Annotated in this window: 22 protein-coding genes and 1 tRNA gene; 22 read left to right on the forward strand and 1 reads right to left on the reverse strand. The window is 57.3% G+C overall.

All coding sequences use genetic code 11. The annotated features are described in order from the left end of the window. Positions 1-25: 25 nt before the first annotated feature. From flgC to secF, 16 genes are all read left to right on the forward strand, one after another. Positions 26-475, forward strand: coding sequence for a flagellar basal body rod protein FlgC (flgC, locus tag MLD04_RS09290; RefSeq protein WP_248157353.1), 450 nt, complete (start codon positions 26-28; stop codon positions 473-475). An 18-nt stretch (positions 476-493) separates the two neighbouring features. Next, positions 494-1,171: a flagellar hook assembly protein FlgD gene (locus MLD04_RS09295; protein ID WP_248157355.1), complete on the forward strand. Its 678-nt coding sequence runs from the start codon at positions 494-496 to the stop codon at positions 1,169-1,171. Positions 1,172-1,198: 27 nt separating this feature from the next. Further along, the gene (locus MLD04_RS09300) at positions 1,199-3,127 is read left to right on the forward strand and encodes a flagellar hook protein FlgE (protein ID WP_248157357.1); all 1,929 of its coding nucleotides are present in this window, start codon (positions 1,199-1,201) and stop codon (positions 3,125-3,127) included. A gap of 75 nt (positions 3,128-3,202) precedes the next feature. Then, positions 3,203-3,955 carry a flagellar basal body rod protein FlgF gene (locus tag MLD04_RS09305; protein WP_248157359.1) on the forward strand — a complete coding sequence of 251 codons (753 nt, stop codon included), beginning with the start codon at positions 3,203-3,205 and terminating at the stop codon, positions 3,953-3,955. 80 nt (positions 3,956-4,035) lie between these two features. Next, complete coding sequence (flgG, locus tag MLD04_RS09310) at positions 4,036-4,824, forward strand: flagellar basal-body rod protein FlgG (protein ID WP_248157361.1); 789 nt, start codon at positions 4,036-4,038, stop codon at positions 4,822-4,824. A gap of 42 nt (positions 4,825-4,866) precedes the next feature. Continuing rightward, positions 4,867-5,568: a flagellar basal body L-ring protein FlgH gene (gene flgH / locus MLD04_RS09315; protein ID WP_248157363.1), complete on the forward strand. Its 702-nt coding sequence runs from the start codon at positions 4,867-4,869 to the stop codon at positions 5,566-5,568. Beyond that, entirely contained in the window at positions 5,565-6,665 is a 1,101-nt protein-coding gene (locus tag MLD04_RS09320; RefSeq protein WP_248157365.1) for a flagellar basal body P-ring protein FlgI, read from the forward strand. The genes flgH and MLD04_RS09320 overlap by 4 nt, the downstream gene beginning before the upstream one ends. 9 nt (positions 6,666-6,674) lie before the next feature. After that, positions 6,675-7,694: a flagellar assembly peptidoglycan hydrolase FlgJ gene (gene flgJ, locus MLD04_RS09325; RefSeq protein WP_248157367.1), complete on the forward strand. Its 1,020-nt coding sequence runs from the start codon at positions 6,675-6,677 to the stop codon at positions 7,692-7,694. A gap of 5 nt (positions 7,695-7,699) precedes the next feature. After that, complete coding sequence (gene flgK / locus MLD04_RS09330; RefSeq protein WP_248157375.1) at positions 7,700-9,742, forward strand: flagellar hook-associated protein FlgK; 2,043 nt, start codon at positions 7,700-7,702, stop codon at positions 9,740-9,742. 31 nt (positions 9,743-9,773) lie between these two features. Then, on the forward strand, positions 9,774-11,003 hold the full coding sequence (gene flgL, locus MLD04_RS09335; protein ID WP_248157385.1) for a flagellar hook-associated protein FlgL: 1,230 nt from the start codon (positions 9,774-9,776) through the stop codon (positions 11,001-11,003). A gap of 83 nt (positions 11,004-11,086) precedes the next feature. Beyond that, positions 11,087-11,173: transfer RNA gene (locus tag MLD04_RS09340), tRNA-Leu, on the forward strand. A gap of 34 nt (positions 11,174-11,207) precedes the next feature. Continuing rightward, the gene (gene queA / locus MLD04_RS09345) at positions 11,208-12,311 is read left to right on the forward strand and encodes a tRNA preQ1(34) S-adenosylmethionine ribosyltransferase-isomerase QueA (RefSeq protein ID WP_248157393.1); all 1,104 of its coding nucleotides are present in this window, start codon (positions 11,208-11,210) and stop codon (positions 12,309-12,311) included. A 14-nt stretch (positions 12,312-12,325) separates the two neighbouring features. After that, positions 12,326-13,447: a tRNA guanosine(34) transglycosylase Tgt gene (gene tgt, locus MLD04_RS09350; protein WP_248158261.1), complete on the forward strand. Its 1,122-nt coding sequence runs from the start codon at positions 12,326-12,328 to the stop codon at positions 13,445-13,447. Between the two features lie 30 nt (positions 13,448-13,477). Beyond that, entirely contained in the window at positions 13,478-13,843 is a 366-nt protein-coding gene (gene yajC / locus MLD04_RS09355; RefSeq protein WP_248157409.1) for a preprotein translocase subunit YajC, read from the forward strand. A gap of 92 nt (positions 13,844-13,935) precedes the next feature. Beyond that, positions 13,936-15,810, forward strand: a complete 1,875-nt coding sequence (gene secD / locus MLD04_RS09360; protein ID WP_248157411.1) for a protein translocase subunit SecD — start codon at positions 13,936-13,938, stop codon at positions 15,808-15,810. Continuing rightward, complete coding sequence (secF, locus tag MLD04_RS09365) at positions 15,803-16,753, forward strand: protein translocase subunit SecF (protein ID WP_248157413.1); 951 nt, start codon at positions 15,803-15,805, stop codon at positions 16,751-16,753. The genes secD and secF overlap by 8 nt, the downstream gene beginning before the upstream one ends. Positions 16,754-16,828: 75 nt before the next feature. On the opposite strand, the gene MLD04_RS09370 is transcribed toward secF, so the two are convergent. Next, entirely contained in the window at positions 16,829-17,629 is an 801-nt protein-coding gene (locus tag MLD04_RS09370; RefSeq protein WP_248157415.1) for an inositol monophosphatase family protein, read from the reverse strand. Positions 17,630-17,823: 194 nt separating this feature from the next. Here MLD04_RS09370 and trmJ point away from each other — a divergent pair, with 194 nt between their 5' ends. The 6 genes from trmJ to rlmN all read left to right on the forward strand — a co-directional run bounded on the left by trmJ (position 17,824) and on the right by rlmN (position 22,870). Continuing rightward, complete coding sequence (gene trmJ / locus MLD04_RS09375; protein ID WP_248157417.1) at positions 17,824-18,690, forward strand: tRNA (cytosine(32)/uridine(32)-2'-O)-methyltransferase TrmJ; 867 nt, start codon at positions 17,824-17,826, stop codon at positions 18,688-18,690. Next, positions 18,683-19,456, forward strand: a complete 774-nt coding sequence (gene cysE / locus MLD04_RS09380; protein WP_248157419.1) for a serine O-acetyltransferase — start codon at positions 18,683-18,685, stop codon at positions 19,454-19,456. The genes trmJ and cysE overlap by 8 nt, the downstream gene beginning before the upstream one ends. Before the next feature lie 75 nt (positions 19,457-19,531). Further along, the gene (gene iscR, locus MLD04_RS09385; protein ID WP_248157421.1) at positions 19,532-20,029 is read left to right on the forward strand and encodes a Fe-S cluster assembly transcriptional regulator IscR; all 498 of its coding nucleotides are present in this window, start codon (positions 19,532-19,534) and stop codon (positions 20,027-20,029) included. A 22-nt stretch (positions 20,030-20,051) separates the two neighbouring features. Next, positions 20,052-21,200, forward strand: coding sequence for an IscS subfamily cysteine desulfurase (locus tag MLD04_RS09390; RefSeq protein ID WP_248157423.1), 1,149 nt, complete (start codon positions 20,052-20,054; stop codon positions 21,198-21,200). A gap of 68 nt (positions 21,201-21,268) precedes the next feature. Further along, positions 21,269-21,697: a nucleoside-diphosphate kinase gene (ndk, locus tag MLD04_RS09395; RefSeq protein ID WP_248157425.1), complete on the forward strand. Its 429-nt coding sequence runs from the start codon at positions 21,269-21,271 to the stop codon at positions 21,695-21,697. A gap of 60 nt (positions 21,698-21,757) precedes the next feature. Further along, positions 21,758-22,870, forward strand: a complete 1,113-nt coding sequence (gene rlmN, locus MLD04_RS09400) for a dual-specificity RNA methyltransferase RlmN (RefSeq protein ID WP_248157428.1) — start codon at positions 21,758-21,760, stop codon at positions 22,868-22,870. The last annotated feature ends 2 nt before the right edge of the window (positions 22,871-22,872 follow it).

The raw sequence follows: 22,872 nt of genomic DNA on the forward strand, positions 1-22,872 counted from the left end.
AGTTTTACGGTTCAAGGAGATCCTTATGTCTTTGGGTAGCATTTTTGATATCGCCGGTTCCGGCATGACGGCCCAGTCGCTGCGGTTGAACACGACGGCCTCCAATATCGCCAACGCGGAAACCGCGAGTTCCAGCACCGGCGAAACCTATCGGGCCCGAAAGCCGGTGTTTGCCGCCATTCAGCAGTCTATGTTGAACCCTGACCAGCAGGGCTATATGTCGGGTGACAGTGAAGAGGCCGGAGCGGGCGTCCGGGTTGCCGGCATCGTCGAGAGCGATGCGGAGCTGCAGATGCGCTACGAGCCCGACCACCCTGCCGCGAACGAGGACGGCTACGTTTTCTACCCCAACGTTAATGTGGTGGAAGAAATGGCTGACATGATGTCGTCCTCTCGCAGCTTCCAGATGAACGTGGATGTAATGAACACCGCCAAAACCATGATGCAGCGCATTCTGACGCTGGGTCAGCAGTAACGGGCAAGGAGCAGAATCATGAGTGCCATCAATGCAACAGGGGTGTCTGATGTTCTTGCCCAGTATCAGGCCAAGCAGCAGGGCTCCGCGCAGGGCAGCAATGAACTGGGCCGGAATGAGTTCATGGATCTCATGCTGGCGCAGCTGAAAAACCAGAATCCCCTTGAGCCCCAGGACAATGGCGAGTTTATCTCCCAGCTGGCGCAGTTCAGCTCCTTGCAGGAAATGCAGAATCTTTCCGGCACGGTGGATGATGTGGTCGGCCAATTCCGGTCTACCCAGGCGCTTCAGGCCTCGGCCATGGTTGGCAAGAGTGTGCTTGCCCCTTCCGGCGTTGGCATGTTGGGCGCTGACGGCCAGGTGACCGGTGCTATCGAAGTGCCGGCGTCCACCGGTGGGCTTCGCCTGTCGGTCCAGAATGCGAACGGTGAACTGGTGCGGCAGATCGATCTGGGTAACAGCCCGGCCGGTGTGACCTCGTTCAGCTGGGACGGCAAGGATGGTAACGGCAATGCCTTGCCGCCAGGACGCTACCAGTTTGTTGCCGAGGGTTCCTACCCGGGCGGCGCGCAACAGCTTAATACGATGGTGAGTGCGAACGTGGACAGCGTTTCGCTGGGCCAGAACGGCTCCATCACCCTGAATCTGGCCGGCATGGGTTCCATTGCCCTGTCGGACGTGAAAGAAATCAACTGATACCGGTGTCAGACCAAGAGGTGATTTATGGCATTTAATACGGGATTGAGTGGCCTGAGGGCAGCATCGGTAGACCTGGATGTGACCGGCAACAACATTGCCAATGCGAGCACCGTGGGCTTCAAGGGAAGTCGGGTCCAGTTTGGCGATCTGTACGCCAGCGGCTTTCTGAGCGGTGGCACCAACCCGATTGGCGATGGCGTCCGGGTACAGGATGTTCAGCAGAAGTTCGGGCAGGGCAATATCAGCTTTACCGACAACGGCCTGGACATGGCCATCAGTGGCGACGGGTTCTTTATGCTCAACAACAACGGCGAGGTGCGCTATTCCCGAGCCGGACAGTTCAGCATCGACAAGGAAGGTTATATCGTCAATAACCAGAACATGAAGGTGCAGGGTTATACCGCAGACGAGGATGGCAATCTGAGTGGCATTCGCGGTGATTTGCAGATCGCGACGGATAACCTGGCGCCGAGGCGTACTACGAATCTTCAGACGGACGTGAATCTGGATTCTCGAGAGTCTGTTCTGGAAAAGCGAGTGCGGGACATTGGGCCTATAGATTTGGCTGGCATTGAGGGCGAAAAATTTTCATTCCAATATGCGGATGGCACTCCCGATTACCCGGTTGAAATTCCTGTTGGAGGCGATGCGCAGGGCGCCGCACTCAAGATTGATGGAGCACCCGGTGTAAGTGCAACAGCTTCTACCACGGCTCTTTTGGACGGTTCCCTGAATGATGCATTCATACAGGGCGCCTCGGACTTCAAATTTACAATTAAGATAGGAAGTACGCCGCTTAACATAGATACAAGCCAAGTCAATTCTCTTTCCGACTTGGCTCAGGCCATTACAGATTCCCCTGATAATTCTGTGTCAGCATCACCAATCTTCGATGATTACGATGGTGATCCTAACACCCCAGACACTGCTAGACTGCGGATTATTCAGAATGATGGGAAAACACTGAATATTGAGTATGGTGATACGACTGCAACGGCAGATCCGCAATCGCCGTTTGAGGGCGTTGTGAATATCACAACAGACAGGACCGTTATAGGTGTTGATACGACTGACGATACAGTATCTCCCAGTAAAAGTGTCAAAGCGGAATTTGAGGGATCACCGATCCGTATTACCAACGCTTTCAATCCGATTGATCAACGTACCTATAACCATGCTACGTCGACGACCATTTATGACAGTTTGGGTAATTCCCACGAACTGACCCAGTTCTATGTCAAGGACCCGTCACCGGGTAACGGCGTCGGACAGAGCCAGTGGTCGATCTACATGCAGATCGACGGCGAACTGGTGGCCGGGACCGATACCCAGCCTTACACCGCGCTGTTTGATCAGGATGGACAGCTTGAGTCGGTCAATGGCGATCCCAACGGCGAGATCATCGTTACCGACTGGATTCCCAAGGACGCCACGGGCGCGCCCAATGGCGCGGATGGCCCTCCTTCCGATCCTTCCAGCGTGGTCAGTCCCATTCCGGAGCCGCCGACCACCTCTGCGTTTGTGGTAGACCTCGGTAATACCACGCAGTATGGTGCGGCTTTCGGGGTGAACGACCAGCAGCAGAACGGCTACACCACGGGCCGACTGTCCGGGCTCGACGTTTCGGATCAGGGGGTGATTTTCGCCCGCTATACCAACGGACAGTCCCAGTCCCTGGGGCAGGTGGCCCTGGCTGCTTTCAACAACACGGATGGGTTGTCGCCGGTGGGGGATACCACCTGGGTGGAAACCTTCGAATCCGGCCAGCCAATCATTGGCGCAGCCGATACCGGGACCCTGGGTTCCATCAAGGCGAGCTCGGTGGAGGAATCCAACGTCGATCTCTCGGCGGAACTGGTGAACCTGATCATCGCCCAGCGGAACTATCAGGCCAACGCCAAGACCATCGAAACCTCCGATGCCGTCACGCAGACCATCATCAACCTCCGCTAATCAGTGACATAACCAACATGGCATGACTCCTGCAAGAATACTGGAAACAGTCAAAATTCCGGCAGGAGTTTGCCCATGGACAAAGCGTTATATATCGGCATGTCGGGTGCCAAGCAGAACATGCTTTCCCAGCGTGCCCATGCCAACAACCTCGCTAACGTCAATACCACCGGGTTCAAGCGGGATTTTGCCCAGGCCCGGAGTATGCCGGTTTACGGCGAGCATTTTCCCACCCGCGCCTATGCAATGACCGAGCGACCGGGCACCGATCTTTCGGCCGGCTCGCTGATGCAGACCGGTCGCAAGCTGGACGTTGCCGTGAAAGGTGATGGCTGGCTGTCCATCCAGAATCAGCAGGGCCAGGAGGTCTTCACTCGTACCGGCAGTCTGCAGGTGGACGTCAACGGTCTGCTCCGGCTGCCCAGCGGTGAAATGGTCCTTGGTAATGGCGGGCCTGTCGCTCTTCCTCCGTACGACAAGATCGATATTGGTGATGACGGGACGATTTCCATCGTGCCTGCCGGTGGCGATCCGGGGCAGGTGGTGCAGATTGATCGCCTGAAGCTGGTCAATCCACCCAAAGGCGCCCTGGAGAAGGGTGAGGACGGGTTTATGCGCCGCAAGCCGGATCAGGCGCTGGGCGGGCCAGAGCCAGCAGATGGCACGCTCCGCGTCGCCTCTGGTTTTCTGGAGAGTTCCAACGTGAATGCCGTCGAGGAAATGATCGACAACCTGCAGCTGTCCCGGCAATACGAGATGCAGGTGAAGGTGATGAGAACGGCGCAGAACAATTCCGAGGCGACGGCACGCCTGTTGCAGAACCTCTGACAGTGAACGATTAAACAGGGCGGGGGCCCGGTAAGCGGCAAAATATGGCCGCCCCACAGGGTCCCGGCGAGGAGAAGACGATGCATCCAGCACTTTGGGTCAGTAAAACCGGGTTAAGTGCCCAGGACATCAAAATGTCCACCATTTCGAACAACCTGGCGAACGTGAATACCACGGCGTTCAAGCGGGATCGGGCCCAATTCCAGGATCTGCTTTACCAGATCAAGCGTCAGCCCGGTGGTATGAACACCCAGAACTCAGAGCTGCCCTCGGGTCTTCAGCTCGGTACCGGTGTCCGGGTGGTGGGGACGACCAAGCAGTTTTCCCAGGGCAACCTCCAGGTGACCGATCAGCCCCTCGATATGGCGATCAATGGTCGCGGGTTCCTGCAGGTCGAAACGCCCGATGGCCAGATCGCCTACACGCGGGATGGGGAGTTCCAGTTGAACTCGAACGGTGATGTGGTGACGCCGGATGGCTTCCCGCTGGTGCCGAATATCAACGTGCCGGACAACGCCACCAACGTGACCATCGGCAAGGACGGAACCGTGACGGCGGTGGTGGATGACCAGACCGCACCGATCAACCTGGGCCAGATTACCCTCGTGGATTTCGTTAACCCCCAGGGGCTTCAGGCGGTAGGCAACAACCTCTACAAGGCGACTACCGCCAGTGGCGATCCCAACGAGGGCGAAGCCGGACTGGCCGGACTGGGCACCATTGAGCAGGGACAGATCGAGTCTTCCAACGTTGAAGTGGTGGAAGAGCTGGTCAACATGATCACGACCCAGCGGGCCTACGAAATGAATTCGAAGGTGGTCTCGACCACGGATCAGATGCTCCAGTTCATTACCAATAACATCGGGTAAGACAGGACGGACGGGTAAACCGGTCGTCGGGACGGTATTGCGATGAAAAGCACCAAGACTTTTTTCAGAAAAGACGCCCTCGCCACCAGTTGTCTGGTTGCGTTGCTGGTCATGCTACAGGGCTGTGCGGCGGTGAGCCGGGAACGGGCGAAACCGGATGATCCGGCCTATGCACCGGTACAACCCCAGGCAATGATGCAGCGGGATCCGAACTCGGGCGCCATCTTCCAGACGTCCCGGAATTACAACTTCTACGGTGACACCACCGCACTGAATGTCGGAGATGTGCTGACGGTGACCCTGCGGGAATCCACCCAGGCAAGCAAGGCCTCCGATACCAGTATCAAGAAGGACAACAAGATCACGCTGCCGAATCCGACCATTCTTGGAAAAAGCAATTTCGGCATCAATACCGATCTGAACAATAAGCGGGATTTCCAGGGCCAGGCTTCGGCCGATCAGAGCAACAGTCTGGCCGGCAACATTACGGTTACCGTCACGGAAGTACTCCCCAATGGCATTCTGAAGGTGCGGGGGGAAAAGTGGCTTTCTCTCACCAATGGGAAAGAGTACATCCGCCTGACCGGACTGGTTCGCCCCCAGGATATCCAGCCGAACAACACGGTGGCTTCCAACCGGATTGCCGACGCGCGGATCGCTTACGGTGGCACTGGCGATCTCGATCAGTCCAACCGGATGGGTTGGGTGGCCCGGTTCTTCAACAGTGAGTGGTGGCCGCTATGAAGGGTTTGCGTAACCTGACGTTGTTTGTCGTGCTGGGTTGCCTCGTCGCGGCGCCGGTGATGGCCGATCGCCTGAAGGATCTGGCGCGCATCAAGGGTGTGCGGAACAACCAGCTTGTGGGCTATGGCCTCGTGGTGGGGCTGGATGGAACCGGGGATTCTGCTCCGTTCACCAACCAGACCTTCCGGAACATGATGAACCAGTTCGGCATTACCCTGCCGGACGGCGTGAATCCGAGCGCCGACAACGTTGCCGCAGTCACCATCAGCGCCACCTTGCCGCCTTTTGCCAAGCGCGGTCAGGAAATCGACATTACCGTGAATTCCATCGGCAACGCCAAAAGCCTGCGTGGCGGGACCCTGCTGATGACTCCGTTGAAGGGTGCGGATGGACAGATCTATGCCATGGCGCAAGGCAGCCTGGTGGTTGGTGGCTTCGGTGCAGAGGGCAAGGACGGTTCGCGAATTACCGTCAATATTCCCAGCGTGGGCCGTATTCCCAATGGGGCCACGATTGAGCGGGAGGTGGCCTCGCCATTCAACTCCGGCGATACGATCACGTTCAACCTGATGCAGCCGGACTTCACCACTGCCCGCAGAGTCGTGGAAGCCATCAACGGCAAGCTGGGTCCGGACATGGCTTACGCCCATGACGCGACTTCGGTTTCGGTTCGGGCACCACGGGATCCCTCGCAGCGCGTGAGCTTCCTGTCGATCCTGGAAAACATCGAAGTCGACCCGGCAGAAGAGGCCGCGAAAGTGGTGATCAACAGTCGCACCGGAACCATTGTGGTAGGCCAGAACGTGCAGGTCAGCCCGGCGGCGATAACCCACGGTAGCCTGACGGTTACTATCCAGGAAAACCCGAATGTCAGTCAGCCGAATCCCTTGTCGGGCGGCCAGACAGCGGTGCAGCAGGACACCCAGATTGCGGTGACTCAGGAGCCGGCTCACATGTTCAAGTTTGGCCCCGCCGTTACGCTGAACGAGGTGGTCCAGGCGGTGAACCAGGTTGGCGCCGCGCCCGGGGACGTCATGGCAATCCTGGAAGCGCTCAAGCAGGCCGGTGCACTTCGCGCCGAGCTGATTGTGATCTAGGGGGCGGCCATGCAGGACTATCAGCTTCAGCAGGCTCAGGTTTACACGGATTTCAAGGGATTGAATGCCCTGAAAACCGAATCCCATACCGACAAGAAGGCCGCCCTTGTGCAGGTCGCCAAGCAGTTCGAAAGCCTGTTTCTTTCGGAAATGCTCAAGTCCATGCGCAAGGCCGGAGAGGCGTTTTCCGAGGGTAACTACCTGAACAGTCAGCAATCCAAGTTCTATCGGGATATGTTCGACAGCCAATTGAGTCTGACCATGGCGGGCAACCAGGGTACCGGGCTGGCGGATGCGCTGGTGTCCCAGTTGAGCCGGCAGATCCCGGGCATGGGCGCAGACGGCCAGACGTTGCCGGGTCACAAGACCTCGCTGGCGGACTACGACCGCAGTCTGCCGGTGTTGTCGCGCAAGTTGCCGGAGCAGCTGGCGAGGGTCGACAAGGTGGCAGCGGAAGAGGCAACCGCTTCAGATAACCCGAAGGTCGAGGCAGCGGACGGTCACCCGCTTCCGGAGACCTTCGATTCACCGGAAGCCTTTGTGAAAACCCTGTTGCCGATTGCCCAGCGAGCTGCTGGCGACAGTGGCATTGATCCGCGCCTGATGGTCGCCCAGGCAGCACTCGAGACCGGGTGGGGCCGCCATATGATCAAGGGCGATGGCGATCAGCCGAGCTTTAACCTCTTTGGTATCAAAGCGGATCAGCGCTGGCAGGGTGACTCGGTCAGAATCACCACCACCGAGTATCGCGCCGGCCTGCCGATGAAGGAAAAGGCGGATTTCCGGGCGTACGACGGGTACGAGGACAGCTTCCGCGATTACGTCGATTTCCTGAAATCCAATCCCCGCTACCGGGATGTACTGGCGGTGGCGGATCAGCCCAGGGAGTTCGCACACCGCTTGCAGCAGGCCGGATACGCGACCGATCCGGAATACGGCAACAAGATTCACAACATTATGGGCCGTGATGGCCTGATGACCGCCGCCATGGGTAACGGCGCCCGGACTGACGACGGATTTGAGGAGTAACGGTTATGGCAGGCCTGATCAATATCGGTCTCACCGGGATTCTCGGTCACCAGACCGCGCTGAATACCACCGGTAACAACATTACCAATGCCAATACGCCGGGCTACAGCCGGCAGGAAGTGCTGTTTGAAACGCAGCCGGCGCAACGCACCGGTGCCGGCAGTATTGGCAGCGGCGTCAACGTGGCGGATGTGCGGAGGTTGGCAAACGAATATCTGACACAGCAGATACGTGAGGATTCATCCCTTGCCGGAGAACAGGAAGCGTTGAATTCAGAGCTGACGAGGCTCGACAACCTGCTCGGGGGCGAATCGACGGGCCTAAGTGATGCGCTCAACAATTTCTTCGCTGCTCTCCAGAATGCGGCGGAGGATCCTACCTCCTTGCCCCAGCGCCATATGGTGATCAGCGAGGGACAGCAGGTCGTAAACCGGTTCCAGGGGCTGAATGAAGAACTGATTCAGCAGCGTGAATCGGTTAAGACCCAGATGCAGCAGGGGGCGAAGGATGCCAACTCACTCCTAAAGAGCATTGCGGACCTGAACCTGGCGATTTCCGAATCACCAGGGCTGGCACAGGGCAAAATGCCCAATGATCTTCTGGATCAGCGGGATGAGAAACTTAAGCAGTTATCGGAACTGGTGAGCATCAAGGTCACTGAAGTTGAAGGTAGCCAGGTGAATGTATCGCTGTCCAATGGTCTCGCGCTGGTGGTGGGTAACAATGCGGCTACGTTCGGTACCGGTGAGAATGCGGAGGACCCGACACGCCTGGAGTTTACCCTCAAAGCGGGTGACCGCACTCTGGTCGTGGATGATCAGATTACTGGCGGCAAGCTGGGAGGCCTGCGTCGCTTCGAGAAAGAAGGGTTGCAGTCAGCGTTTGAAGATCTCGGCCGGGTGGCGTTGGCACTGTCGTCTGCCATCAATCACCAACATGAAATCGGTATGGACCTGGAGGGCGACCTCGGAGGGCTGTTCTTCAATGATATCAACGATATGGCGGCGCAGAGCAGTCGGGTGGTTGCCAATGGCAATAATCAGTCCCCTCAAAACACTCAGCTGGCGGTTGAAATTACCGATGCGGCGGCATTGGAAGGTGGCACCTGGACACTCCAGTTTGGAAATAGCGGCAGTTACGAGCTAATTGACGATGCCACTGGCGAAACGGTGAAGCAGGGGCGTCTGCCCGATACGCCATTGGCAGAAATTAACATGCCGGGTTTCAATATCCGGTATGAAAGCGGGGATATTAATGCCGGTGACAAGTTCCTGATTCAGCCGAGCCGAAACGCGGCGGCAAACATGGGGATGGAGATCCGTCGAGAAGAGGATGTTGCACTGGCCAGCCCGATCAAGTCCTTAACTGGTGAAAATAAGGGAACGGGCATAATCAGTCAGGGCACGATGCTTAATGTTCGAAGCCCGGCGACAAACGCACTCCTCCCCGGGTTCACTCAGCAGCGAGATCTTGCGAACGGACCTCTGACAGTCAGCTTTGAGGAAAAAAGCCCTCCCGACCCAAACGTATGGTTAGTGCTTAGGGTTGAAGACAAAGATGGTAACGCGCTCGTAAACAAAGAATTAGATCCGTCGCTAAAAGGACAGGAGATTCCTGTTTTTAGTGACGATTTCGGCGCAGGAGATTCTTACCAGGGGTACCAATTCAAGATTTCCGGAGAGCCCGAGCCGGGTGACTCCTTCACTATCGATTTTAACGCAGGTGGTGTGTCTGATAACCGGAACGCTCAGTTCCTCGCTGCGCTCGGCACAGCCAATACTATGAATAGTGGCAGTCAGAGCTTTGCAGAGGGTTATGCAGGCCTCGTCGAGGACGTGGGTGTCAAAACCCGGCAGAGTCAGCTGGACCTGGAAGCCGGAAAAACCCTTCTGGAGCAGTCAACGAATCAGCGGGAATCGATGTCGGGTGTCAACCTCGACGAAGAGGCCGGCAAGCTGATTCAGTTCCAGGCGGCTTACAACGCGTCTGCCAAGGTGATCTCGGTGGGCCAGGATTTGTTCAACACATTGCTGCAGAGCTTCCGTTAATGGCACCGCTCAGGGTGCGAGGTGACGACGTATGAATCGGATCTCATCACAACAGGTGTTTTCCGGCGGCATCAACCGCCTCCAGGATCTGAATACGACGCTGAACAAAACTCAGCAACAGATCTCAACTGGCAAGAAGGTCAACCAGCCTTCGGACGATCCCGTGGCGGCTGCGCGAATCCTGAAGCTGGATCAGGAGGTCAAGCGCATCGAAACCTATCAGCGAAATGCGGATCTGGCTGACAATCGCTTGCAACAGGAAGAGAGCGCGCTGAGCAGCTCCGTTGATATCATTCAACGGATTCGCGAGTTGACGGTCCAGGCGGGCAACGGCGCTCTTTCGGTAAACGATCGCCAGTCGATCTCCGCCGAATTACGGGAGCGGATTGATCAGCTGGCGGATGTCACCAATACCCAGGATGCGTCGGGAGAGTACATCTTCAGTGGTTTCCAGGGGCATCAGCCTGCGTTTGTGAAGGAGGCTGACGGAACCTGGAGTTATAATGGCGACGAGGGCCAGCGGGTACTTGAGATTGATGACGGTGTTACCGTGCCGATTAGCGATCCTGGCAAGGGAATTTTCGTGGATGTTCCCAGAGCCATAACGGTCAAAGACTTTGTTCCGGGCACCGCGGGCGTGACTGATGGTTATATTTCGGACCTTTCCCTGGACAATGCGCAATCTCTGCGAACAGCGTTTGAGCCGCGAGTGCCTGATGATCTGACGGTTTCCGTTGTAAACCCAAGTGGCGAACTGAAGATAACCGCGAATGCTGGAGCGTTGGATTTAACGCCGGCTCCGCCTCCGACTGTTGGTCAGGCGTTTGAGGTGGCAGGTGTGTCGATGACTGTCAAGGGCGCATCGGACGGCGATACCTTTACAATCGGAGTCAACGACAAGCAATCGGTTTTTGCTTCCATCGAAAATTTGATCGCGGGGATGGACAGCATTGATAAAACGACGCCCAAAGGCCAGGCCGCCTACGACTCATTGATTGCCGAGTCGTTGGCTAATCTGGATAACGCTCAGGAAAGTATCACGCTCAAGCAAACGGAGCTGGGTGGCCGGATGAATGCTGTGGAATCCACGAAAGGATTCCTGGAGGATTCAGCCGTCTACTCCAAGGATATCCGCTCCCAGCTCGAGGACGTCGATTATGCCGAGGCGATCAGCAATCTGAGTTTCCAGAGCTTCGTGCTTCAGGCGGCTCAGCAGTCGTTCGCACAGGTCTCACGTCTGTCGCTGTTTGACCGACTCTGATGGTTGATGAATGCGGGCTGTGATGCCCGCATAAGTTATTGCTTTCGCGAACGACGTCAGTATAATCGCCCACACTCTCCGATGGCGGCGTGGTGAAATTGGTAGACACGACGGATTCAAAATCCGTTGGGGTAAAACCCGTGGCGGTTCGAGTCCGCCCGCCGCTACCACCTTCTTTCCTGCAGTTGCAAAACCAGTCCATCCATGAATGTCTCTGACTTTTACTTTGATCTCCCGGACGAACTCATTGCCCGGTACCCGCTCAAAGAACGCAGTGCTTCCCGACTGCTTGATCTGGACGGACTGACCGGTCAAATCCATCATCGTCATTTCATCGATCTGCCGGATCTCGTCCAGGAAGGCGACCTCCTGGTCTTCAACAACACGCGGGTGATCCCGGCGCGCCTGTTTGCCCGGAAGGAAACCGGCGGGCAGGTGGAAATCCTGGTAGAGCGGCTCACCGGCGAGCACGAATTCCTGGCTCATGTGCGAGCGTCGAAGTCACCGAAGGCGGGACAGGCGTTGATTCTTGAGGATGGCACCCGGCTGACCATGGTTGAACGCCAGGACGCGTTGTTCCGATTGGTGGCACCCGAGTCTGAGCCGGTGCTGGAATTGCTGGAACGCATCGGCCATATGCCGTTGCCTCCCTACGTTGACCGGCCGGATGAATCGTCGGACCGTGAGCGTTACCAGACGGTCTATGCCCGCGAAGCAGGCGCCGTCGCTGCGCCCACGGCCGGGTTGCACTTTGACGAAGCGCTGATGGATCGGTTGCGTGACCGCGGTGTCGAGATTGCGTTTGTCACCTTGCACGTCGGGGCGGGAACCTTTCAGCCGGTTCGGGTTGATCGGATCGAAGACCATGTGATGCACAGTGAGGTTGCCCATGTGCCCGAGGAGACGGTTGCTGCAGTCGAGCGCACCCGGAGCAGGGGAGGTCGCGTTATCGCCGTGGGAACCACGTCGGTTAGGTCCCTGGAGTCGGCGAGTCGGGGTGGCCGGGTTGGTGTGTTTCGCGGTGAAACCGACATATTTATCCATCCCGGGTACCGTTTCCAGACAGTGGATGCGCTGATTACCAATTTCCACTTGCCCGAATCCACGCTGATCATGCTGGTCAGTGCATTCGCCGGCTACGACAACGTGATGGGCGCCTATCGGGAGGCGGTCAAAGAGCGATACCGCTTCTTCAGTTATGGCGATGCCATGTTCATTACCCCACAGGACCCCAGTCGCGGTATGCTTCTGGGCGCCTCAGGCACCTCCGCGGGTGTCGATTCTGAAGAATCCGGAGATTCCCAGTGACCGAAACCTGCTTCATGTCGTTTGAAAAGCTCACCGAGGATGGCCGTGCCCGTCGGGGGCGACTGACTTTCCCACGTGGGACGGTTGAAACGCCGGCCTTCATGCCCGTTGGCACCTATGGAACGGTTAAAGGGATGTTGCCGCGGGACATTCATGAAATCGGCGCCGAGATCATTCTGGGGAACACCTTTCACCTGATGCTGCGCCCTGGTACCGAGGTGGTCAAAGCGCACGGTGATCTCCACGACTTTACCCAGTGGCAGGGCCCTATCCTGACCGATTCCGGCGGATTTCAGGTGTTCAGCCTCGGGGAAATGCGCAAGATCACGGAAGAGGGGGTAACCTTCCGCTCGCCGGTGGATGGCTCCAAAGTGGAACTTTCGCCGGAGATTGCGATCCGGGTACAGCGTGACCTTGGTTCCGACATCGTCATGATTTTTGACGAGTGTACGCCTTACCCGGCAACGGAAACGCAGGCGCGGGAGTCCATGGAACTGTCCCTGCGCTGGGCCGAGCGCAGCAAGAAGGCCCATGAGGGTAATCCGGCGGCGCTGTTTGGAATTGTTCAGGGTGGGATGTATGAAGGATTGCGTGACAGGTCGCTGGCAGGCCTGACCGAGATCGGCTTCGACGGTTATGCCATCGGCGGTCTGTCTGTCGGTGAGCCCAAGGAAGACATGATCCGCATCCTGGATCATTTGCCGCCGAAAATGCCGGAAGATCGGCCGCGTTACCTGATGGGGGTCGGCCGACCGGAAGACATCGTCGAGGCCGTCCGGCGCGGTGTGGATATGTTCGATTGCGTGATGCCGACACGGAATGCCCGGAATGGGTATCTGTTCACATCCGAAGGAATCGTAAAAATCCGTAATGCAAGGCATCGTCACGATACCTCGCCGCTGGACGCAAGATGCGACTGTTATACATGCAAGAATTTTTCGAGAAGTTATCTGCATCATCTGGATAAATGTGGAGAAATGCTGGGCGCACAGCTCAACACGATCCACAATCTCAGGTTCTACCAGAACCTGATGGCTGGATTGCGTGAGGCCATTGAAGCAGGTACATTGTCCGACTTTATCAACGAATTCTATGGCCTGCGTGGCGAGTCTGTGCCGCCTATGCCGGTCGACTGAACCAACTTAAAAAACCAACGGAGACAGTTAATGAAATCATTGAAGGTACTTATCGCTGCACTGCTGGGTTTGGCGCCGACACTGGCCTTTGCTCAGAGCGCGGGTGCTCAGGGCGGCATGGGAGTTATCGGTCAGGTGATTTTCTTCGCCGGTTTCATTCTCATTTTCTACTTCCTGATCTGGCGTCCCCAGTCCAAGCGCGCCAAAGAGCACAAAGCTCTGATGTCCGGCCTCAACAAGGGCGACGAAATCGTTACGTCCGGCGGTGTTGCTGGCAAGATCACCAAGGTCGCGGATGATTTCATCGTTCTGGAAGTAGCTGACAACGTCGAGATCAAGGTTCAGAAAGTTGCAGTAGCCGCCGCCCTGCCCAAGGGCACATTGAAGGATATCTGATTCCGGCGTCTTACCCGATCCCGGAGCCTGCCTGTCTGATTCTTTCTGGCTGATAACCAAGGCCGGCCTCTGTGCCGGCTATAAGGGAACCCATGCTGAACAAGTATCCGCTTTGGAAAAACCTGGTTATCCTGATCGCACTCGTGATCGGGATCATCTACGCTCTGCCCAATCTCTTCCCCGATGACTATGCCATCCAGATCACCGGTGCCAGAAGCAGCACCGAGGTCAACGCCGGCGTGCTGGATCGCGCCGTTCAGGCCTTGAAGGCGGACGGGATTGAGGTCAAGGACAGCACACTTCAGGAGCGGGATGCCCTGATCCGACTGACCAGTTCCGATGCACAGCTCAAGGCTCGGCCGGCTGTTCAGCGCGCGCTGGGAGACCAGTATCTGGTGGCACTCAATATGGCGCCGTCCACGCCGGATTGGCTTAGGAACCTGGGTGCCGGTCCGATGAAGCTCGGGCTCGATCTCCGCGGCGGGGTCCATTTCCTGCTCGAAGTCGATATGGATACCGCGGTTCGTCAGCGACTGGATGCGCTTTCCGGTGAAATCAAACGCCAGTTGCGGGACGACCGGATCCGGTACCGTGGTGGCGATGTTCAGGGCGACCGTAACATCGTTCTGAGTTTCCGGGACGAGCAGTCGCGGGCCGAAGCGTTTGACCTGATCAAAAGCCAGTACAATCAGTTTCTCCTTGATCAGAAGACAGACGGTGAAGAGTTCCAGTTGATCCTGGCCCTGACCGAAAAAGAGGTTAAGTCCATCCGTGACTATGCGCTGGAGCAGAACCTCACCACGATCCGTAACCGGGTAAACGAACTGGGTGTCGCCGAGCCACTGGTTCAGCGCCAGGGCGCCGACCGGATTATCGTGGAACTGCCGGGTGTCCAGGACACGGCCCAGGCAAAACGGGTACTTGGCGCAACGGCCAACCTGGAGTTTCGGCTTGAAGCCCGTCCGGATGCGCCTGCCAGCGAAACAGAAGAGTTCGGTTTCCGTGATAATCCCCAGCGCACGGCTCGCCTCCAGCGGGATGTCATCGTAACCGGTAACAATGTATCCAACGCGCAGCAGGCGTTTGACCAGAACGGTCAGCCGCAGGTTAATATCACCCTCGATTCCGTGGGCGGTGACCTGATGAATCGGGCAACCCGGAACGCGGTTGGTCGCCGGATGGCGGTGCTCTTCATCGAGTACCGGACCGAGACGGAAACCAAGATGGTGGATGGCGAAGAGAAGACCGTCGACAAGCGCGTTGTCGATAAAGGCATCATCAGTCTCGCCACCATTCAGTCTGCCCTGGGCAGCAGTTTCCGTATTACCGGTCTGGATTCCATTCCGGAGGCGTCGGAACTGGCGCTGTTGCTGCGTGCGGGTGCTCTGGCAGCTCCGATGTACTTTGTCCAGGAGCGTACCATCGGGCCGAGCCTCGGACAGCAGAACATCGACGCCGGTGTCGCATCTGCCGGCCTGGGCTTCCTGTTGGTGCTGATCTACATGGCCGCCTACTACCGGGTGTTCGGTCTGATCGCCAATGTCGCGCTCACCCTGAACCTGGTTTTGCTGATCGCCTGTATGTCGATTCTGTCCGCCACGCTGACCCTTCCGGGTATCGCAGGTATTGTTCTGACCGTGGGTATGGCTGTTGACGCCAACGTGCTGATATTCGAGCGAATACGTGAAGAGCTTAAAGCTGGCGCGCCGCCTCAGCTGGCCATTAATTCCGGTTATTCCCGGGCCTTTGTCTCGATCTTTGACGCCAACGTAACGACCTTGCTGGTCGCGGTGATCCTGTTTGCCATGGGCTCCGGTCCGGTCAAGGGCTTCGCCGTGACACTGAGCATCGGTATCCTTACGTCCATGTTCTCCGGGCTGATGATCAGTCGCGCAATCGTAAACCTCGTATACGGCGGCCGGAGACTCGAAAAACTCTCAATTGGAGGGAAGCTGGCAAATGTCTGATCAGGATAAGAAGCCATTTGATTTCATGGGGCTGCGTAAAGCGGCTTCCATTCTCTCCATCTCGCTGCTGGTAATCTCCATCGTTTTACTGGCTGTTCGTGGTCTGAATCTGGGCATGGACTTTACCGGCGGCACCTCTGTGGAGCTGGAGTATGCCCAGGCGCCGTCTCTTGATGAGGTTCGAGCGACGCTGGAGCAGTCCGGATTCGACAACTTTGTGGTGCAGAACTTCGGCTCGGACACCACGGTGCTGATCCGTCTTGCCGAGGCGGGAAATAACCAGTTGGCTGAACGAGTGACCGAGGCCCTGAAGGCTGGTGGTGACAAGCTGGATCTGGTCAGTTCGGAGTTCATCGGTTCCCAGGTGGGTGAGCAGCTTAAAGAGGACAGTGGACTGGGTCTTCTGCTCGCACTTGCGGTGGTCCTGATTTACGTCGGTATGCGATTCCAGTTCAAGTTCGGCATTGCGTCCGTGTTGCCACTGGCTCACGACGTCATCATCGTGCTCGGCGTTTTTGCGTTGTTCCAGTGGACCTTTGATCTGACAGTGCTTGCCGCGCTGTTGGCGATTATCGGTTATTCACTGAACGACACAATTATCGTTGCCGACCGCATCCGTGAAAATTTCCGGAAAATGCGGGTGGGTTCGGCCTGGGATATCATCAACGTATCGGTTCATCAGACCATCGGCCGTACAATCAACACCTCGGGAACAACCCTGATGGTGCTGTTCGCGCTGTACCTGTTCGGTGGCGAGGCGATCAATAACTTCGCACTGGCACTGATCATCGGTATTGTTGTGGGTACCTATTCTTCGATCTATGTCGCCGCCAACCTGCTGATGGTTTTCCGGGTCTCCCGGGAAGACATGCTCCTGCCAGTGAAGGAAGGAGCCGCGGGAGAAGAAGACGAAGAGCCGCCGGAATGGCTGAACCGGATGTGATGTAACCGGCCACAAAAAAACCGCCACTCGATGAGTTGGCGGTTTTTTTTATGCCTGTTTGCTGTTGGCAGTGCCTCAGCGCGGCAGGCGGCCCCGGAAGGGATGAAGGGTCTTCAGGACTTCCCGGAACAACTTCGGGTTGGCTACAACCAGCTGGCGGGCGGAACCCGTGGATGGATTGCCGGAGAAGTCGCCCGTGAGTGCTCCCGACTCCATGGCCAGGGTAACGCCAAGGTCCAGCTCCGCTGGTTCGGGGCGGAAGATCACCGCGGTATCCAGCTGGCCGGAGGCAACCCTCGCAATGTCGAGTACGACGCAGCCGCTGGTACGGAACAGCGCTGAATCGTGTGCCAGTACGGCGGCCATTTCGCCCCACAGTTGGGACTGCTCGCTCTTGCGGGCCTGGTCAAGGAGGTTGCTGGCAATGGCAGCCTTATCGATCTGCCGGGTTTCGGAGGTCCGTACCCGGCGGCTGTTCAACGCTGCACCATGGCCCCGTGAGGCGGAATATTCTTCACCAGTGATGGGGTTCACCAGGAGCAGGTTTTCGGTTCGGTTGTTTTTCTTCTGCGACAATGCCAGGGCAAACTCCGGGATGCCTCGCAGAAAATTCTCCCGTCCAAGGACCGGAAAAATATGCCAGCTTTTGTCGCTGTCGCCGGCACTTGCCTCGTTGAGTGGGGCGATGCTGTGGTCCTTGTACGCCTTCTCAAGTTGCTCTTTGAAGTTGTCGTAAATGGACTGCTCGACCCGATCCAGCTGGCGGCTGCGTTCGCTGCTGTCCTTGTCGCTGGATTCCTGACGCTCGAAATGGGCTTTCAGATAATCGGACCCCTGCCGCGCAATGCGCAGGGCCATTTTGATTGCTGGTTGCATCGGAGTGTTCATTATCCCGGTGTATGGAGGGCCGGTATGATAGCAAAAGATGACTTGATTTGTCTGTTTTTTGACTCCGGAAATCCACGGATGGCGGCAGGTTACGGATTCTCCTGAGGAGCCTGGTCCTGCTCGTTCTGGTATCATGTCGCGCTCGGTTCATCTAGTAGTACTCAGATACGGGCGACTTCATCATGCACAAACCCGCGCTGCCGCTGGAAGGCACGGATACTTTCAATGACCGGATCCGGATTGTTCTGGTTGAGACCACTCATTCCGGGAACATCGGCGCCGTGGCCCGTGCCATGAAGAATATGGGACTGGGTAGTCTCTGGTTGGTCAATCCCAAGTCCTTTCCGGATGAAGCTTCCTACGCCCGGTCCGCCGGCGCCTCCGATGTGCTTGATCGGGCCCGGGTGGTCGCGAGTCTCGACGAGGCGATCGATGATTGCGTTCTGGTGATGGGAACCAGTGCGCGGGGCAGGAAAGTGCCATGGCCGGTAATGCCGCCGCCAGAGGCCGCGATTACCGCTTCAGACGCTTCCGCCGATGGCAATGTGGCGCTGGTGTTCGGGCGCGAGAGTAACGGCCTGAGCAATGACGAGTTGCAGCGTTGCCATCATCATATCCACATTCCCTCCAATCCCGAGTACAGCTCGCTGAATCTGGCCATGGCGGTCCAGGTGATGTGTTACGAATTGCGAATGCATTATCTCCGCGGCCTTGAAGCGGGCGAGGGCAGCCCATACCTCAAGCCCATGGCGGCACCGGGTGATGCCGGCTGGGATGTGTCCCTGGCAAGCGTTCGTGACGTCGAGGGCTTTTTCGGCCACCTGGAACAGATGCTGATCGATGTCGAATTCCATCGCAGGGACAATCCGCGCCAGCTAATGACGCGCTTGCGGAGGCTATTCCAGCGCGCCAGACTGGACGAAATGGAGGTTAATATCCTTCGCGGCATCCTGACGGCTGCCCAGAAAGCGGCCGGAAAGCAAGGCGCTAACTCTCAATCCGCCGGGGATGATGCCTCGGCACCGGGACAGGAAAAAGATCATGTTTAATCAGCTGAGGGAAGACATTAACAGTGTTTTTCACCGGGATCCGGCGGCAAGGAATACCTTTGAGGTGCTGACCAATTATCCGGGGCTGCATGCGCTGCTGTCTCACCGTTTTGCGCACTGGCTCTGGGGTCTCGGACTCAAGTGGCTTGCCAGGACGATCTCCACGATTGCCCGTTGGCTGACAGGGATCGAGATTCATCCCGGAGCCACTATTGGCCGGCGGTTCTTTATTGACCACGGGATGGGCGTCGTGATTGGTGAAACCACGGTGATCGGTGACGATGTAACGCTTTATCAGGGTGTCACTCTCGGCGGAACAAGCTGGAACAAGGGCAAGCGCCACCCGACCATCGGGAACGGTGTGGTCGTTGGAGCGGGTGCGAAGATTCTCGGGCCCTTTGAGGTCGGCGAGGGTGCCAAGATCGGGTCGAACTCGGTGGTAACCAAGGCCGTTCCGGCCGGCGCGACGGTAGTGGGGATTCCCGGCCGCGCGATCGTAAAACGGAAATCCGAAGACGATGTCCGCCGAAAGGAAATGGAAGAACGCATGGGCTTCGATGCCTACGGTGTAACCGAAGAGATGCCGGATCCGGTAGCCCGCTCAATGCGGGCGTTGCTTGATCACATGCATGCGGTGGATGATCGCATCGAGACCATGTGCAAAGCGCTGAAAAAGGTGAACAGCGAGTATCAGAACGGCGAGCTTCCGCCGTTGCACGATGAGGACTTTGATTGCGTTCGGGACGAAACGGACACCCGGAGCTGAATACTTGACTGGTTTACTGGGTCAATTCATACTCGTTCCTGTTATCCGAGAACGATCCCGCCCGGGGCTTATACCATGAAACTGACGACCAAAGGCCGCTATGCTGTCACAGCGATGCTTGATCTGGCGCTCCATGGAGACCAGGGGCCAGTCAGTCTTGCGGATATCTCGACCCGGCAGGAGATCTCACTGTCCTACCTTGAACAGCTTTTTTCCCGGCTTCGTCGCCAAAAGCTCGTCACCAGCATTCGGGGACCGGGGGGCGGGTACCGCCTGAGCCGGGATGCCGATCACGTGTTTATCGCGGAAGTGGTAGACGCTGTGAGCGAGTCCCTGGATACGACGCGCTGTGGAAACAAAGGGGACTGCCAGAAAGGCGAGAAGTGTCTGACCCACCATCTATGGTCCGATCTGAGCGACCAGATCCACCAGTTCCTCAGTGAAATCAGTCTTGGGGACCTGATGAAAAAACACGAGATCCGCGAGGTCGCGGATCGCCAGAACCGCCTTCAATCTGATGCGGAATCTGAAACCATTAATACCGAACGCCTGAGCGACCAGGCGCCGGCCTGATTCAAAAAAGCTTCTACTGATCATGAAAAAGCCCGTCTATCTGGACTACGCGGCCACGACGCCCGTTGATCCTGCTGTTGCCGATGAAATGAGCCGCTACCTTACGCTGGATGGCGTGTTCGGGAACCCGGCATCCCGGACCCACGCCTATGGCTGGCAAGCCGAAGCCGCGGTTGAAGCGGCCCGTCGTCAGGTGGCTGACCTGATTCATGGCGACCCCCGTGAAATCGTCTGGACCTCCGGCGCGACAGAATCGGACAATCTGGCGATCAAGGGGGCGGTCGCGGGTCGCGATAGTGCCCATATCGTCACCTCCATTATCGAGCACAAGGCCGTGGTCGATACCTGCAAGTGGCTGGAAGCTGAAGGCGTTCAGGTTACCTGGCTGTCCCCGGATCCCGACGGGCGGGTTCCGTTGGAAAAGGTACTGGATGCGCTGCAGGACAACACCGTGTTGGTCAGCCTGATGATGGTCAACAATGAACTGGGCTGTGTTTCGGATGTCGGGACTATCGGTGCTGCATTGCGTGAGCGTGGTGTGCTTTTCCACGTTGACGCAGCCCAGGCGGCAGGCAAGTTGCCGATCGATGTGAATGCGACCCCGGTGGATCTGCTCTCGTTATCCGGGCACAAGGTCTATGGCCCCAAAGGGGTGGGGGCGTTGTACGTCCGGAGGTCGCCAGATGTTCGAATCGAAGCCCAGATGCATGGCGGGGGCCACGAGCGGGGCATGAGATCGGGGACGTTGCCGACCCATCAGGTTGTGGGCATGGGGAAGGCCTTTGCGATTGCCCGTGAGGGACTTGAGGCTGAAATGACTCGGCTTGAGGGGCTGCGTTCGGTTTTTCTGGCGCAGCTGGATGGCCTGGACGGCGTGTCGTTCAACGGGAGCGAGTCACATCGTGTGCCTGGCTTGTTGAACCTGTCTTTTGAGGGCGTTGAGGCGGAGTCGCTGATGCTGGGTTTGCGGGATCTGGCGGTCTCCTCCGGTTCGGCCTGTGCGTCGGCCACGGTGGAGCCGTCCTACGTGCTCCGGGGTATTGGTCTGGACGATGCCCAGGCGCATCGGGCGTTACGATTTTCGTTTGGCCGGTTTACCACCGAGGAGGAAATCGCCTTCGCGGGGACCCAAATAGTTGATGTTGTGGGCCGGCTACGCAAGGTGCGGTAGGCAGTCGGTCCCGGACTGCGTATAATCGCAGGCCTGAATTTTTACCCTAACCATAGTGGAGACTTACCATGGCAAACGAGCGCACGCTCTCTATCATCAAGCCCGACGCGGTCGCCAAGAATGTGATTGGCGAAATCTACAGCCGTTTCGAAAAGGCCGGCCTCAAGATTGTTGCCGCCAAGATGATGCATCTCACCCAGGAACAGGCCGAGGGCTTCTATGCCGAACACAAAGAGCGTCCGTTCTTTAACGACCTGGTGGCCTTCATGACGTCCGGACCGGTTGTTGTTCAGGTGCTGGAAGGCGAGGGTGCTATCCTGAAAAACCGTGACCTGATGGGTGCTACCAATCCGAAGGAAGCGGAAGCAGGCACCATTCGTGCTGATTTTGCCTCCTCAATTGATGCAAACGCCGTTCACGGTTCTGATTCCGCGGCTTCTGCAGAGCGCGAAATCGCTTATTTCTTTAATGACAACGAGATTTGCCCGCGCGGCTGATCGTGTTGTCCCGGGGCAGTCACTGACTGCCCCGGATTGGTTATCTGATCGAGGTTACAAATGACCGCTGGTGTCGAAAGGACCAATCTGCTCGGAATGCCCAAGGCGAAGCTTGAGGCATTCTTCGAAACGCTGGGCGAGAAACGCTTCAGGGCCCAGCAGGTATTGCAGTGGATCCACCAGCGTGGCGTGGATGACTTCGATCAAATGACCAATATGAGCAAGGTGCTCCGGGAGAAGCTCAAGGACGTTGCCGAAGTGCGTGGGCCGGAGGTGGTCTATGACGAGACGTCGAAAGACGGAACCCGTAAATGGGTCATGCGCATGGATAACGGCAACAGCGTGGAGACGGTGCTGATACCGGATGGCGAGCGCGGTACCTTGTGCGTGTCCTCCCAGATTGGCTGCAGTCTTGACTGCACCTTCTGCTCCACCGGCAAGCGCGGATTCAACCGCAATCTGACTGCTGCAGAGATTATTGGCCAGGTCTGGGTTGCGAGAAGGGCCTTCATGCCTTTCGAGCCCAATGCCGATCGGCCGATCACGAATGTGGTCATGATGGGCATGGGTGAGCCGCTACTGAACTTCGACAATGTGGTCGATGCGATGAACCTGATGATGGAAGATCTGGCTTACGGGATTTCCAAGCGTCGGGTGACACTCAGCACCTCGGGTGTTGTACCAGCATTGGACCGTCTGGGTGAAGTTACCGATGTTTCACTGGCCATTTCGCTCCATGCACCGAATGATGAGCTGCGTAACCAGTTGGTGCCGTTGAATAAAAAGTATCCGATCTCGGAATTGCTGGCGGCAACGCGTCGTTATCTCAGTCGGCTGCCGGACAAACGGAAGGCAACGATCGAGTACACGGTCATCGAGGGTGTTAACGACCAGCCCGAACATGCTCGGGAACTGGTTACGCTCCTGAAAGGCCTGCCGTGCAAGATCAATCTCATTCCGTTCAATCCGTTCCCGGAAAGCGATTTCCGGCGCCCCAGTATGAACGCAACCCGGCGGTTTCAGGCGGTACTGAACGAAGCCGGCTTCGTCACGACTGTGCGGACCACACGTGGAGATGATATCGACGCAGCATGCGGTCAGCTGGTCGGACGGGTAGAGGATCGTACTCGCCGAAGTCAGCGATACATTGCGGTACAGCAGGTCAACCCCTGAGG

The organism is Marinobacter koreensis (assembly GCF_023156285.1).
GTDB lineage: Bacteria > Pseudomonadota > Gammaproteobacteria > Pseudomonadales > Oleiphilaceae > Marinobacter > Marinobacter koreensis.